General features: G+C 61.1%; 10 protein-coding genes and 1 riboswitch. Of the genes, 5 read left to right on the top strand and 5 right to left on the bottom strand.

Annotation, left to right across the window (positions count from 1 at the left end; all coding sequences use genetic code 11):
- Positions 1 to 52 precede the first annotated feature (52 nt).
- Both AC07OF_RS10405 and AC07OF_RS10400 read left to right on the top strand, forming a co-directional pair.
- Positions 53 to 1,009 (top strand): site-specific integrase, encoded by a 957-nt coding sequence (locus AC07OF_RS10405; protein WP_495072854.1) that lies wholly within the window; start codon positions 53 to 55, stop codon positions 1,007 to 1,009.
- Positions 1,010 to 1,112: 103 nt separating this feature from the next.
- The gene (locus AC07OF_RS10400; protein ID WP_476446954.1) at positions 1,113 to 1,550 is read left to right on the top strand and encodes an acyl-CoA thioesterase; all 438 of its coding nucleotides are present in this window, start codon (positions 1,113 to 1,115) and stop codon (positions 1,548 to 1,550) included.
- 33 nt (positions 1,551 to 1,583) lie between these two features.
- Here AC07OF_RS10400 and AC07OF_RS10395 read toward each other — a convergent pair whose 3' ends face one another.
- Positions 1,584 to 1,892, bottom strand: a complete 309-nt coding sequence (locus tag AC07OF_RS10395; protein ID WP_476446955.1) for a DUF3077 domain-containing protein — start codon at positions 1,890 to 1,892, stop codon at positions 1,584 to 1,586.
- A 447-nt stretch (positions 1,893 to 2,339) separates the two neighbouring features.
- Here AC07OF_RS10395 and AC07OF_RS10390 point away from each other — a divergent pair, with 447 nt between their 5' ends.
- Positions 2,340 to 3,833 (top strand): hypothetical protein, encoded by a 1,494-nt coding sequence (locus AC07OF_RS10390; protein ID WP_495072853.1) that lies wholly within the window; start codon positions 2,340 to 2,342, stop codon positions 3,831 to 3,833.
- A 670-nt stretch (positions 3,834 to 4,503) separates the two neighbouring features.
- Here AC07OF_RS10390 and AC07OF_RS10385 read toward each other — a convergent pair.
- The 4 genes from AC07OF_RS10385 to gspG form a co-directional block, all read right to left on the bottom strand.
- Positions 4,504 to 5,163 (bottom strand): TenA family protein, encoded by a 660-nt coding sequence (locus tag AC07OF_RS10385; protein WP_157192808.1) that lies wholly within the window; start codon positions 5,161 to 5,163, stop codon positions 4,504 to 4,506.
- Positions 5,164 to 5,166: 3 nt separating this feature from the next.
- Positions 5,167 to 5,814 carry a TenA family protein gene (locus AC07OF_RS10380; RefSeq protein WP_495072852.1) on the bottom strand — a complete coding sequence of 216 codons (648 nt, stop codon included), beginning with the start codon at positions 5,812 to 5,814 and terminating at the stop codon, positions 5,167 to 5,169.
- Between the two features lie 79 nt (positions 5,815 to 5,893).
- A riboswitch (TPP riboswitch) is annotated at positions 5,894 to 6,008 on the bottom strand.
- Positions 6,009 to 6,046: 38 nt separating this feature from the next.
- A complete protein-coding gene (locus AC07OF_RS10375; RefSeq protein ID WP_157192806.1) occupies positions 6,047 to 7,234 on the bottom strand; it encodes a type II secretion system F family protein in 1,188 nt (395 codons plus the stop codon).
- Between the two features lie 15 nt (positions 7,235 to 7,249).
- Positions 7,250 to 7,672, bottom strand: a complete 423-nt coding sequence (gspG, locus tag AC07OF_RS10370; protein ID WP_157192805.1) for a type II secretion system major pseudopilin GspG — start codon at positions 7,670 to 7,672, stop codon at positions 7,250 to 7,252.
- 177 nt (positions 7,673 to 7,849) lie between these two features.
- On the opposite strand from gspG, the gene AC07OF_RS10365 reads away from it, so the two are divergent.
- Together AC07OF_RS10365 and mnxG are read left to right on the top strand one after the other, a co-directional pair.
- Positions 7,850 to 8,455, top strand: a complete 606-nt coding sequence (locus AC07OF_RS10365; protein WP_495072851.1) for a lytic transglycosylase domain-containing protein — start codon at positions 7,850 to 7,852, stop codon at positions 8,453 to 8,455.
- A 156-nt stretch (positions 8,456 to 8,611) separates the two neighbouring features.
- Positions 8,612 to 14,485 (top strand): manganese-oxidizing multicopper oxidase MnxG, encoded by a 5,874-nt coding sequence (gene mnxG / locus AC07OF_RS10360; RefSeq protein ID WP_495072850.1) that lies wholly within the window; start codon positions 8,612 to 8,614, stop codon positions 14,483 to 14,485.
- The last annotated feature ends 10 nt before the right edge of the window (positions 14,486 to 14,495 follow it).

Genomic DNA, 14,495 nt, shown 5'->3' with positions numbered 1-14,495 from the left:
CGGCATCCGTACCGGGTGTAAATGGCTTGCCAATCAATGACCTGGTCATGACATGGGGCATCTGCCCCGAGCTTCGTTCTACAGGATTCCCGGTTTGTCCGATTCACTGCAAAACCCCCTGCTGCAATACCTCGCCCGCCTGGCGCCTTCCAGTCAGCTGACCATGAAGTACATCCTTCAGGATGCCGCCGACCGCCTGGATTTCGAGGATTGCGACATCAGCGAGGTGCCGTGGCACCAGCTTGAACCTGGCCATGTCACCGCCTTGGTGGCGGCCTTGCGCGCCGATGGTTATGCGCCCAACACCTCGTCGCTGTACGTCAATGCGGTGCGTGGGGTGATGAACGAGGCCTGGCGTCTGGGCTTGATCAGCCAGGATCAGCTGCTGCGCATCCGCAGCGTCAAACCGACCCAGGGCACACGCCTGGCCAGCGGGCGCAACCTCAAGCGCAGCCTGATCCGTGAACTGATGGACGCCTGCGCGGCCGACCCGCGCCCGCAGGGGCTACGCGATGCGGCGGTGATCGCCTTGCTCTATGGCACCGGCATGCGCAAATCCGAGTCGGTCAACCTCGACCTGAGCCAGGTCGATTTCCACGAGCGCAGCCTGCAGGTGCTGGGCAAGGGCAACAAGCAACTGATCAAGTACGCGCCGACCTGGGCCTTCGACAAACTCAACGCCTGGCTGGCCTTTCGGCGCGAGCAGCTGCCAGAAGGCCAGGCCGATGACGACTTCCTGTTCAATCGCATTCGTCGCGGCAGCCACATCACCCGCGAGCGCATCACCAAGCATGCGATCTACTACATTGCCCGCCAGCGCGGCACCCAGGTCGGGGTAAAGATCATGCCCCATGACTTCCGTCGCTCGTTCATCACCCGGGTGATCGAAGAGCACGACCTGTCGATTGCGCAGAAGCTCGCACACCACAGCAACATCCAGACCACCGCCAACTACGACATGCGTGACGACAACGAGCGGCGCCGGGCAGTAGATCGGTATGATTACTAGCCCCCCCGCCTGGGAGGGGCGCTGAAGGCTGACGAGTCGATATGTTGAAGGTCCGTAGCGCTGCTGCGGACATTATCAACCTATTCGTTCGAGGTTTTTGCCCATGCCTGTAAAGGCCCACCGTCCGCGCCGCGAAGACTTTCGACGCGCCTATACCCTCGGCACGCGCTGGGGCGACCATGACTCTTATGGTCATGTACAGAACGTCGTCTACTACTCATTTTTCGATTCGGCGATCAGCCAGTTCCTGGTGGAGCAGGGGACGCTGGATATCGACAGCAGCCCGGTTATCGGCCTGATTGTCGAGTCGAGCTGCACCTTCTTTTCGTCCATCACCTTTCCTGATCAGGTGACCGTGGGCTTGCGTATTGCGCACCTGGGTAGCAGCAGTGCCCGGTATGAGCTGGGGATCTTCCGCAATGACGAGACTGAAGTGTCAGCGCTTGGTTACGTTGTCTATGTGTATGTAGACCGGGCCAGCAACAAGTCGACCGCTATTCCTGAATTGGTGCGAGACGAATTGCGTACGTTGACGGACTAGCTGTGTCATCGCGGGGCAAGCCCCGCGATGCTTTTAAAGCGGACTCAACTCCCCATCCTCATGGGCATCGAGCAAAGCCTCAGCCAGCCCCTTGGCCATCTCCACTGAATGCAGGGTGGACCAGAGAAAGCCCTTGGATGCTTCATCGATACCATCGAAAGCCTTGTTTCCCGTGTCATACGCGCAACGCAAGTACAGCGAGATATGCACCAGCGCATCGTGCGGGGCGAGGCCGGCGTTGACGGAGAACAATTGCGGGTGACCGGCGGGGCAGTCGCCGAACGGTTTTTCGAGGGTGGGATAGAGCGAGGGTATTGGTGGATCGGGGACGATTTTTTTCATGGCAGCACCTCACGAGGTTGAACTGCAACCGCTCGTTTCCACACGAAGGGGTGGCAGTTGTACGCGGGGTGGAAAACCAGGTCGTGAGGAGCCCCCGGCAGGCCCGAAAGCCTCCCGCGCACAACTGCCATAAAGACAGCACCTTCACGATATTTATCAGGTTTCCACACCCGATCGCTGAACCGACAGCGACCCGAGGAGACTAGAAGGACTGGTTTCCCAAGGCAATCAGAAGGGCATCGACAGACCGCGTAGGTTATTTCCTAGGACCTGAAATGACCAGACTTAAAATCTTTCGAAGCAATTTGATACCCCGTGGACCAGAGCAACAGCGAAGCGAAAAGCTCGGTGCTACCTAGTACTTTTGTCAGTTACCTGATACCCGGATTTTCCGCACACTACCCCGCAACACACCTGCGCCGCGCGGTTCACCTTCCGGAGTCCTTCATGATCACACTCAGTGAATCCCGAGCAGACATTCATGTTGCTGAAGCCATAGTCGGCCTCAACAACCTGATCCTTGATCCTGACGAGGTTCGCGACGGGACCAAGGCCCACATACCCCAGTTTGCGAAGACCGAGGGTGAGGTGATAACCCTTAAGTGGTTAGGCGGCGCAGGGCATGACTTCATCGGCACCTTCACTGTCAATGCGGACAACATCAAGGATCCGATTTTTTTTCTTATCGCCTATACGCCGTACATCATTGGCAACCTTGATACCAGCGTTACAGTGTTCTACGAGGTCAAACGCACGAACGGCAGGGTCGATACATCGCCGGCTCTGACGTTCCTGATCCAGCGCCAACAGGGGCTGATTCTGGATAAGCCTACGGTGATACAGGCGGCGGGCGGTACGCTCGATCCGAACAATGCGCGAAGCGGTGCCACCGTGCGGGTTGCCTATGTCGGTATGTTGGCAACCGATATCCTGGCCGTGGACTGGCGCGGTGAAGGTGTAGCGGACTCACACCAAACCGAACAAAAAAATGGCAGCCTTTTCGGTTATGTCGACTTTGATATCCCGGTCTCGGTGGTCGCGGCCAGTCAGGGCAAGACTATTGCGGTACGCTATACCGTTGTTCGTGGGGGTAGTCCGAGTTTGCTGTCCGAGCCGCTTGCACTGACTGTCGGTGAATTGTCCCTAGGCGATTTACCCACCCCGATTGTGCCTCAGGTCATCGATGATAAGCTGGATCTGGTAAGTTTCGAGGGCAATGCCCAGGTGAAAGTTGATCCTTGGCCGTTGATTGCCAGTGGACAGCGCTACTGGATTATTGCACGGGGTACTTTGGAAAATGGTGAGAACTATCAGTTCTACTTGGCCAATGGCCTGATAGTCGACAGTAGCCACGTGAGCAATGGATTGAGTGTTGATATGGCGCGTAAGGAGCTGGAAAAGCTCAAGAGCAGTAGCAGGTTGAGTGTGGAGGTCAAGGTGGCGTTCGCTCAGGGGAATGACGAAGCAGCGGCACGTCCATTCAACCCGTTGAGCTTTACGTTTTTAGTTAGCCACTTTCCAAAGGATGAAACATTCGATGGGGTCCCTCTTGGGTATATAGGTGAGGGGCAGAGTGTAGAGACTCCACTTCTCAGGATAGAGCCCCAGACCGGTGTCGTTAAAGTAGAGGCGGTTACACCGGAAATAGAGGAGTTAACTAAGGGAAGGATTGCTGGGCGGGCATTGAGGGTGGTCTTTGCTGGTCAGACGATTATAAGTCTAGAGTTGAAAGAAGCGGTCATAAAAGTAGAAATCGCTGCTTACGGCTCAGGGGAGATATTATTTTTGTCGGAGCGCGGTGTGCTGCATCACAGGCAGCGTATGTCTTTTGATAATATTGTTACGTATGTCCACTCATCTGTAGATATCAAGAGTGTCCAGATTAACGCTATAACACCTGAGTTTGGGAACTTTTTGGTGGATAACATTAAAGTGGGGTGAAGCATCAAGGGCTGCAGGGCTAACTTCGCAAGGTGTGCTGGTGTATATCCCTCTGTAATTGGGGTGCTTGTGGAGGAGTAATCGTGTGTTAAGCCAGACGGCCTCCCGCGCACAGCTACCATAACGGCAACCCATTCGAACTGTTCAGGTTTCCACACCCGATCGCTGAACCGACAGTGACCCGAGGAGACTAGAAGGACTGGTTTCCCAAGGCAATCAGAAGGGCATCGACAGACCGCGTAGGTTATTTCCTAGGACCTGAAATGACCAGATTTAAAATCTTTCGAAGCAATTTGATATACCGCGCACCAAAGCAAGAGCGCAGCGAATTGTGCTCTTGATCTTGATCTACCGGCCCCGTTAACCAGTAGGGCTGAGTGGAGGTGTCGTGGAGGGGCTAGCGCGCAGCGCCTTCGGCGTTAGCCGAAGTTGCGAAGCGTAGAGTTGCGTGCAACTCGTAGCTCGCAATGCCCCGTAGCGGCACCGGAGCGAAGGGACCCGAAGCGCAGCGTAGGGCCCCTGGTGGGGCGAGCCCTTTGTGTTCCTTTGGGGCGTTTGCCAAAGGGACCCGCCGTAAGGGCGGAAAGGTGACTTAGCGCCACCACCGCTAATGGATATGCTCACAAATCCGAGGGCCTCATCGCGGGGCAAGCCCGCTCCCACCCAAAGCTTAAGCCGCATCCAACCCCATCTGCCAAAAATCCGCTTCCAGCCGCGAAGCCTGGGCAAACACCTTGACCAGCTCAGCAAACCGCCGCTCAGTCATCGTCCGCGCGGCCAGATCATCCAGGTGCGCCCGCGCTGCCCTGGCAACACCCTGATACCCAGCCCCGGCATACTCGGCAATCCAGTCCCGATACGGATGATCCCCCAGCGCATCGACCCCTTGCGGCGTCAGATTCCGCCCAATCTCGGCATACCCGATCACACAGGGCGCCAACGCCACATGCAGATCCAGCAGATCCCCAGCCGCCCCGCAGTCCAGCACAAAGCGCGTATAGGCAACCGTCGCCTGATGCTCAGGCGTCGCGGCCAGGTCCTCAGGCGCCAACCCCCAACGCTGGCACAAACGCACATGCAGCTCGGTCTCATCGAGAATCGCCGCCAACCCCGCCTGCGCCGCGCGGATATCGTCCAGCGTGCGGCTCTTGTAGGCGGCCAGCGCCCAGGAACGGGCGAACTGGATCAGGAACAGATAATCCTGCACCAGGTATTTGCGAAACGCCGGCTGGGCGAGGGTGCCCGCGCCCATCTGACGGACGAAGTCGTGGTCGACGTAACTGTTCCAGTCGGCAGCGGCGGCCTGTTTCAGGCGGTCAAAGATGTCCATGGCTTATCCCTTGATATCGTAAGCAGCGTCGAAAAAGGCGTGCTCCAGCGCAACGGCGCGCAGGAAGAAATCGGTACTGATCTGCGCTTGCGCCGGCCCCACCCGGTCCAGTTCCGCACGCAGAAACGCCACGAAGCTCTGGAAGTCCGGATTGTCGTGCAGGGTGATCCACTCGGCATGTTCGAAACGCGGAGGCAGTTGCTTTGGCGCGCGCAGGGCCCAATCCAGATACATGCCTTCGGCAACGTTCAGCACCGCCAGTGCCGCGGCATAGGAACGGGTGGCCGCCGCCTCGCGCATGATCGCCTTGAAGCCCGCGGTCGGCACCGAATCGGCTGCCTCAAGACGTTGCGCCTCAGTGACCCCGAGTGCCTCGAAGGCGCGCAAGAAGTAGGTGTTCTCCTCACCCGAAATCACCCCGGTGAAGCGCCCCAGGCGGATGCGCGCCTCGAAGGTGTCGGCAGTGGCGATGGCCGCGCCGAGCAAGGTCAGGAAGGCGTCAATGAAGCGGTGGTCCTGGATCAGGTAATTGATCAGCACCGCATCGTCGAGGGTGCCGTCGAGCAGTTCGTTAACGAAACGGTGCTCGATCGATTGCGTCCAGCTCGGCTCGCTCTGGCGGCGAAGGGTATCGGTGAAGCGTTCGGTCATTGGGCTGTCCTCAAAGCTGGCGACAGCGAGACCGGGTAAAGCTGACATGGGCGGCCTCGCAGTGAGACCGGCAAAAAGGCAGGTTGGCAATCCCCATCCCTTCGCCGGCATGATCCGGATCAGGTTCGAAGGGTCACCGCGCTGCAGCTGTCAGCGGTTTCTCAGCCCGTTGCCGGGCTCCCCTTGGTGGCCGAATCTATACAGCAAGCGGGCAGGATTGTCACGTTGGCTGCTAGTGAATGCTGGAGGCCAGCTCGAAGATTGGCATGTACATCAGGATCACGATCAAGCCGATCAACAGGCCGATGAAGGTCATCAGCAAGGGTTCGAACAGACGCACGAACCACTCGATCCAGCGGCTGATTTCTTCGTCGTAGAAGTCGGCGCTGCGCTCCATCATCTGCCCGAGATTGCCCGATTGCTCGCCAGCCCGCAGCAAGCGCAGGGACACCGGCGTCACCAGTTGCCCGGCCTCCAGCGCCGCCGACAATGACAGGCCTTCGCGCACCCGCTCACAGGCATGTTCCAGGCGTTGCTTGGCCGCGACACCGAGCAGGCCGCGGGCCATTTCCATGGCGGTGAGAATCGGGATGCCGCCTTGCAGCAGGATCCCCAGCGAGCGGTAGAAACGCGCCAGTTCATACATCACCAGGCGCCGGTGCAGGGCAGGCAGGCGCTCCATCTGGCGGTTCAGCCAGCGCCGCACCCGGGGATCACGGCGCAGTACAAACGAGCCCACCATCACGCCAAGAAAGCCCAGGCCCAGCGGAGCCTGGTGGGCATGCAGGAACATCCCGGCCTGCATCAGCCAGCGCGACAGCCACGGCAGTTCGGTGCCCAGGCCTTCGAATACCAGGCTGAAGCGCGGCACCACATAGCCGAGCAGAAACAGCACCACGCCACCGCCGACCAGCAACAGCAGCAATGGATAGATCGAGGCGCTGACAATCTTTTGCCGCACTTCGTCCATGCGCTTGCGATAAGCGACGTAGCGCCCCAGGGCATCGCCCAGCGCGCCGGTCTTCTCGCTCGACTGCACCAGGGCGATGTACAGCGCCGGGAACACGCTGGGTAATTGCCCCAAAGCCTGGGAGAAGGATTTGCCTTCATAGAGCAGGCGCACCAACTCGCCGAGGGTCTTGCGCGCCTGTGGCGCCGACTCTTTTTCCGCCAGGCTTTCCAGCGCGTCAATCAGCGGCAGGCCGGCATTGAGCAGGGTGGTCAGCTCCTGGCTGAACAGCACCAGGTCGAAGGTTTCTGCGCGGCGCCAACGCAACTTCGTAAAGCGCTCGCAGTTACGCACGCTGACCACCCGCAAGCCTTGTTGCTCGGCCTGCAGGCGGGCCTGGCCGGCGTCCTGGGCGTCCAGCGTGAGCAGGACCACGCCGGATTTGCCCAATGCCTTGAGCTCGTAGCGCATGTGTCGATCCTCCGCTTACTGCCAGCTGGTGATCTCGGCGTTCTCGCCGTCGCCGCCAGGCTGGCCGTCCTTGCCCATGGAGAGCAGATCGTACTCGCCGTTTTCACCGGGTTGGCGGTAGATGTAATTGCGCCCCCAAGGGTCCTGAGGGACTTTTTTCTGCAGGTAAGGGCCAGACCAGCGGCTCTCGTCGCTGGGCGCGATGACCAGCGCCTGCAGGCCTTGCTCGGAATTGGGGTAATGCCCCACTTCCAGGCGATACAGGTCCAGCGCCTTGCTCAAGCCTTCAATCTGCGCCCTGGCCACCTTGGCCTCCGAGCGTCCCAACTGACTGAAGTACTTGGGGGCGACGATGCCGGCAAGCAGACCCAGTACCACCAACACCACCAGCAGTTCGAGCAGGGTGAACCCTTGTTGCGCGTACTTTTTTTTGTTCATGACAAGGCCCTCCGTTGTGCGCCTGCAAGGGCTTATGCAATTGCCGTGCGCGTCTGCGCCGAGCCTTTGCGCCACGGGGCCGGCAAGGCGGCACAGTGCTTGCGTCAGTGGATAAAAGCCTCGGCAATCGGGGCATATCCCCCACTTTTCGGGGAACGCAACGGGGAGGGCGTGACGATGCACTGGCTCACAGCAGGACTCTTTGTATGGCTGGCGTGGACCCACCAGGTCCAGGCCGATGTGTATATCTCCATCAAGACCGACGGCAGCTACGTGCTGTCCAACGTTCACCGACCGGGTCGCACCTATGAACGGGTGATCAGTGAACCCGGGGCGAGCCTGGCCGGCAGCGGCCAGGCGCAACTGATCACCGGTATGCCCTATGCCGAGCTGGTGGCGGCAGCGGCCGAGGCCAACGACTTGCCGGCGGCACTGCTGCATGCGGTGATCCAGGCCGAGTCGCGCTACAACCCCAATGCACGCTCGCCCAGTGGCGCGGTCGGGCTGATGCAACTGATGCCTGACACCGCGCGGGAATTAGGGGTGAAGAATTCGCTGGACCCGGCCTCGAACCTGCAGGGTGGGGCACGCTACCTCAAACGCATGCTGAACCTCTTCGATAACGACATCACCCTCGCTGTGGCCGCCTATAACGCTGGCCCTGATGCGGTGATGCGTCGTGGGCGGGTGGTGCCGCCTTATGCCGAGACCCAGCGTTATGTGCCGAAAGTGCTGCGTCAGTACCGGCGCTTGCAGGGCCTGGCCATCGACGCGCCGTTGTGAACCTGTGGCACCCCCGAATAGTGGGGAATAGCGGGGGATAACCCCCAATTGAGATTCATTCAGTAGTTTAAGTGACTGAAAAACAACAATAAAAAACAATGGCACGAGGCTTGCTCAAGCCTCTCCAGAGTCCACTTGCACCACCCGAGGCACGCCATGATGACTCCGATCAAAGGCTCAGTCCTGACTTCACTGCTGATCACCGCCGCCACCTTTGGCTGGCACACCGTCAGCGAAGCCGCCGTGCGCTGCGAGCGCAATCTGGTGGCCAACGTGGTGGCGCTCGATCAGCCACTGATGTTCAACCGCCTCGGTGCGCAAAATGCCAACGGCATGATGTTTGCCCTGCGCCGTGATGTGGTCGACGTTAATCAGGTGTCGCTGGACAACGGCGGCGCCGCGGTGCCGGGCAAGGTCACCCTGCGCCCGGACAAGCGGCCGCGGCCGATCGTGCTGCGGGTAGCGGCCGGTGACTGTCTTACCGTGAACCTGCAGAACCTGCTGGCCTACCAGGCCAACCCGAACAAGCACGGTATCGATCATGAAGAAGAAATCGAAGGCGAGGAGAATGAGGCCGAGGAGAACGAAGGCGCCGAAGGTAATGAAGCCGGTGGCGAGCACGGTTTCGTGGTCGATGACCAGGTCACCGACCGCCATGTCGGTTTTCAGGTCAATGGCATGCAGGCGGTCAACAGCATCGGCGACATTGCCGCCAACACCGGCCGTAACGGCAACTTTCTGATCGCTCCCGGCGGCACCCGCAGCTACACCTTGTACGCCGAGCGCGAAGGCGCGTTCGCCGCCACCAGCCAGGGCGCCACTTTCGGTGGTCAGGGCGGTGCCGGCAACGTCGCCAACGGCTTGTTTGGCCAGGTGGTGGTGCTGCCGAAATATGCCCGCACCTACCGCAACACCCTGACCGAAGAAGAGATGCGCCTGGCCACCACCGGCCGTGCACCGACCGGTCAGCCGGTCGTCGATTACCAGGCGCGCTATCCACAGCGCGAACCCTGGATCCGCGAAGGCAAGGCCGGTTCGCCGATCATTGCCATGGTCGATGGCAACGAGATCATCAACAGCGAAACCGACGCCGTGGTCATGGGCCCGAATGCCGATGGCAGTTTCCCGCCCTCGACTTACCCGCTGGAAAGCATCGGCAAACGCAACCCGGCGATACCCAATCGCCTGGAGCCGTTCCGCGACTTTGCCGCGCAGTTCACCGATGAGGCCGCCGCCACCCAGGCGTTCCCCGGTTATTGGGCTGACCCGGTAATGGGGCATGTGCTGGAGCCGACCCGCGACTCGTTCATGATCAACTACGGTTCTGGTGGTATGGGCGCTGAAGTGGTGGCCAACCGCCTGGGCGTGGGCCCGATGCACGACTGCCTGTCGTGCGCCTACGAAGAGTTTTTCCTCAGTTCGCACACGGTGGGCGACGTGGCCATGCTGGTGGACGTGCCAGCCAACGTCGGCCTGGAGAATATTCGCCCAGGGCAAACGCCGAGCGCCGACCAGGTCGGGGTCAAGGCCAGCATGGCGCTGTTCCCGGCGGAACCTGCCAACGTCAACCACAGCTACATCGGTGACTTCGTCAAATTCCGCAATACCCACAATGGTCATGAACAGCACATCTTCCACCTGCACGGGCACCAGTGGCTGTTCAACCCCAACGACGACAACTCCGACTATGTCGATGCCCAGGGCATTGGCCCAGGCGTCGGTTACACCTATGAAATCGCCAACGGCGGCTCGGGCAACCGCAACCGCGTAGCGGGCGATGCGATCTATCACTGCCACTTCTATCCGCACTTCGCCCAGGGTATGTGGAGCATGTGGCGGGTGCATGACGTGTTCGAAGAGGGCACCCGGCTTGAAGTCTCCAACCAGGGCGCGGACGGTTATCACACCGAGCCGTATGCCCTGCGTAGCGGCAAACCCGCCGCTGGCGCTCGTGCCTTGCCAGACGGCGAAATCATCGCCGGCACGCCGATTCCGGCGATTGTGCCGCTGCCAGGCAAGGCCATGGCGCCGATGCCCGGTAAAGTTGCGGTGATTCCGAAACTGGCCGAAACCCTGGTCGCTGCAAACGATGATGACGACGAGGAGGAAGGCGATGACGATTCCGGCCAGCCTGATGCTGCACCTCGGGCGGTCGGTTCGGTGGCATTGGTTGACCGTACCGACGCCAACCGTAACCTCGATGGCAGCCTGAAAAACCCCGGCTATCCGTTCTGGATTGGCGGCATTGAAAGCACCGTGGGCCAACGTCCGCCGACCCCGCCGCTGGATATGCTCGACCCGGACAAGGCACGAGAGCTGAAAAAAACCGGCAAGGCCCTGTGGGCCAACCTTGATCCGGCCCAGGTCGGCGGTTGGGACGGCGGCTTGCCACGCCATGCCCTGGACGGTATCTCGGCCGGTGGTGAAGCTGACGTGACCACCACCGCGCTGGACTTCACCAAGCAGATCACCAAGGCCAAAGCGGTGTTCCTGCCGGAAGAGGGCACCGATGTCGAACAGGCCGCGATGAGCTTCCATTCCAAGCTCGAACACCCCAGCTACGCGGTATTGCCGGGCAACCAGACCGTGGCGCGCAACTTCCGCACCAATGGCGCGGCGCCTACTGCCGGCGCGCCGTTCTTCGAACCGTGCATGGATGACCGTGCCAAGCGCCTGACCCTGGCCGCCGGCGTCGGCGAGTTCAACAGCGGCGAGCGCCTCGATGGCATGAGCTTCACCGGCTCCTCGACCTTTACCGCCGACCGCCCACGGATCTACAAGGGCGCCAACATCCAGTTCGACGCGGTCTACAACAAGGTCGGCTACCACTTCCCGCAGGCGCGCATCATTGCCCTCTGGGAAGACGCCTGGCCGGTGATCAACAAGCAGCGCCCACCAGAGCCACTGGTGATGCGCATGAACACCTTTGACTGTGTGATGTACCAGCACACCAACCTGATTCCATCGTTCTACGAGATGGATGACTATCAGGTGCGCACGCCGACCGATGTGATCGGCCAGCATATCCACCTGCCAAAATGGGACCTGACTGCGGCGGATGGTTCGGCCAACGGCTGGAACTACGAAGACGGCATTCTCTCGCCCGGCACCGTGGTCGAACGCATCCACGCCATTCGCGAGTACAACAAATGCTCCAGCGGTGACCTGCGCGAAGGCAGCGCCGAGTGCCCGGTGGCCAAACCGCATCCGTACTTCGGCCGCTACGGGCGCGCCGACTGGATGGGCGCACGCACTGCGATGCAACGCTGGTTCGCCGACCCTGTGGTCAATGTGCACAACGTCGACCGTGGCCTGGGGACCATTTTCACCCACGACCACCTCGGCCCATCGACGCACCAGCAACTGGGCCTGTACGCCACCGTACTGGCCGAGCCAGCCGGTTCGACCTGGTTCCACGCCGAGACCGGCGAGCAACTGTACAACCCGGCGCTGCGTGAAGACGGCGGTCCGACCTCGTGGCAAGCAGTGGTGAAAACCGGCGACCATGACGGTGACGGTCGCAACGACAGCTATCGCGAGTTCTTCCTGGAGTACAGCGACTTCCAGCATGCCTACGAGGCCGGGGTGTATGTCGGTGCCGGTCCTGACGGTATTCCCAATGGCCAGGCTTTCCCGGCAACCGCCGATACCTTCCGCTACGCGATCAACCCGCCTGTGCGGCAGAAAGCCTCGAACCTGCTAGAAGCGGTGGTCGAGTCCCGCGGTGGCCTGTTCCCGGGATGCCCGTCGCGGCCTTGCCCGCAAGCGATCTCGGTGGATGACCCGGGCATGTTCGTCGTCAACTACCGTAACGAACCGCTGGCCCTGCGCGTATACGACCCCTACAAGGTTGCACCGGACGGCAAGCGCGGCATGCAGGCCGACGGCTACGGTGGTGACCTGGCGTTCGCCATGCAAAGCCGTACCGACCGTGCCATCCCGGCGATGAACATGTCGCCAGCGGCAATCACCTCGGCGGTTGGCCCCACTGGCGGCACTACGCTGTTCCCGCCGCACATCAACAAGGCGGGCGCCGAACCTGGGGATCCGTTCACGCCGATGTTGCGCACTTACTCCGGTGACAACGTGCGTCTGCGCATGCATGCCGGTGGTCATGAAGAGGAACACAACGTGACCCTGCATGGCGTCAAATGGCTGCAGAACGGCTCGGGCTTCGGCAACAGCTCCAACTCGGGGTGGAAAGCCTCGCAGATGGTGGGTATTTCCGAGCAGCTGGGCTTCATGGCGCCGGTATCGATGATCTCCAGTTCGGCGGCGCCCAACGGTGATTACCTGTACTCGCTCGATGCCGCCCACGAAGGCTACTGGAACGGTATCTGGGGGGTGATGCGCAACTACACCAGCAGCCGCAACGACCTGTTCGCCTTGCCGAACAACCCGATGCCCATGGCGGCGCGCAACACCGTGGCGTTTGACGGTATCTGCCCGCGCTACACCACCAACGCCAACGGTATTGGCACCCGGCCAACCGTGCAGCGCAGCTATGAAATAGTCGCGGCCCTGGCCAACGACATCCTCGGCAATCCGCTTGGAGTGAGCATCAATGACCCAAGTGGCGTTGGTCAGCACGTCGGTGGCCCGCTGAAGGCCAATGGCGGCACCCTGGTCTACAACAGCCGGAATACCAGCATCCCGCAGGTGACGGTGACCGACCCCGAAGATGGCGAGACTTTCACCATCGGTGGCCACGCCGGTCCGCTGCATGACCCGACCGCGATCCTTTATGTGCGCAAGGCCGACCTCGACCCGGTCAGCGGCAAACTCAAGCCCGGCGTGCCGATCGAGCCGCTGGTACTGCGGGCCGCTGCCGGCGACTGCCTGAAAGTCACCCTGGAAAACCGCCTGCCAATGGTGATGCCGGATCTGCCGAGCACTGCGGTGATGCAGAACGTGGTCAAGCGTGACCGTCAGGGCAGCGAAGGTTCGACCGCCTTCAACAACAACCTGATGCGTCCGTCCAGCCATGTCGGCCTGCATACGCAACTGCTGGCCTATGACATCACCAAGTCGGACGGCGTCAACGTCGGCCAGAACCCGGTGCAGACCGTACCGCCACGCACCGGCAGCAGCGGTGCGTACCCGAGCAAGGTGTTCCAGTACTACGCCGGGCACCTGGAGCGTGAAGGCAAGCCGGTGATGCAGATGGGACGTTCGGTGGACAACATCAACACCACGGCCATCGAGTTCGGCGGCCTCAACATCACTCCGGCCGACGTCATCAAACAGGGGCAGAAGGGCCTGATCGGTGGCATGAGCATCCTGCCGCAGACCGCTACCTGGACCGAAGACAGCGCCAGCCGTGCCTCGGCCACCGTGCAGGTGCCCGGGCAGCCGGCCTATCGCGACTTCGCCACCCTCTGGCAGCGGGCGCTGAACATGCGCTGGGCCGATGGCCGGCCGGTGGAAGGTATCGCCACTGAAGGCAATGGCGTACCGGGGGACCCGAAAGACAACTCCAACATGGCCATCAACTACAAGACCGAGCCACTGTGGTTCCGCTTCGGCCTGGCCCCGGATGCACCGTTCGGGCATGCCGATGGCAACGGCTGGGCGGATGTACCCAACGCCCACATGGCTTACAGCAACGCCCTGGTTGGCGGCGACCCGCAAACCCCGGTGCTGTGGGCCAAGCCGGGCCAGCCGTTCCGCAACCATGTGCTGATGCCTACCGGTGGCAGCCGCGGCATTACTTACCAGCTCGATGGCCACCTGTGGCCGCTGCATAACTACCAGGCTGAGAAGTCTGATGTCAGCGGCTACCCTTTGAACTTGCCAGGTATCGGCTCGGTGCGCTTCGGCTACAACCCGCAGGCGATGTTCATCGGTGCCCAGGAAAGCGTACTGCCGGCTGCGCACTTCAGCTTCATGGTGCCCAGTGCCGGGGGCAGCAACGCCGTGCCCGGTGACTACCTGTTCCGCGACTATGCTGCCTACGGCAACGCCTCGGGACTGTGGGGGCTGCTGCGGGTCAGCGAAGAAGCACCACCGACTACACCGCCAGCGCAGTAAGGGAAAGGGG

The organism is Pseudomonas sp. GW821-FHT10B02, assembly GCF_059415665.1.
The sequence above is the reverse complement of the archived record's forward strand: the minus strand, read 5'-3'. Positions and strand labels throughout refer to the sequence as shown.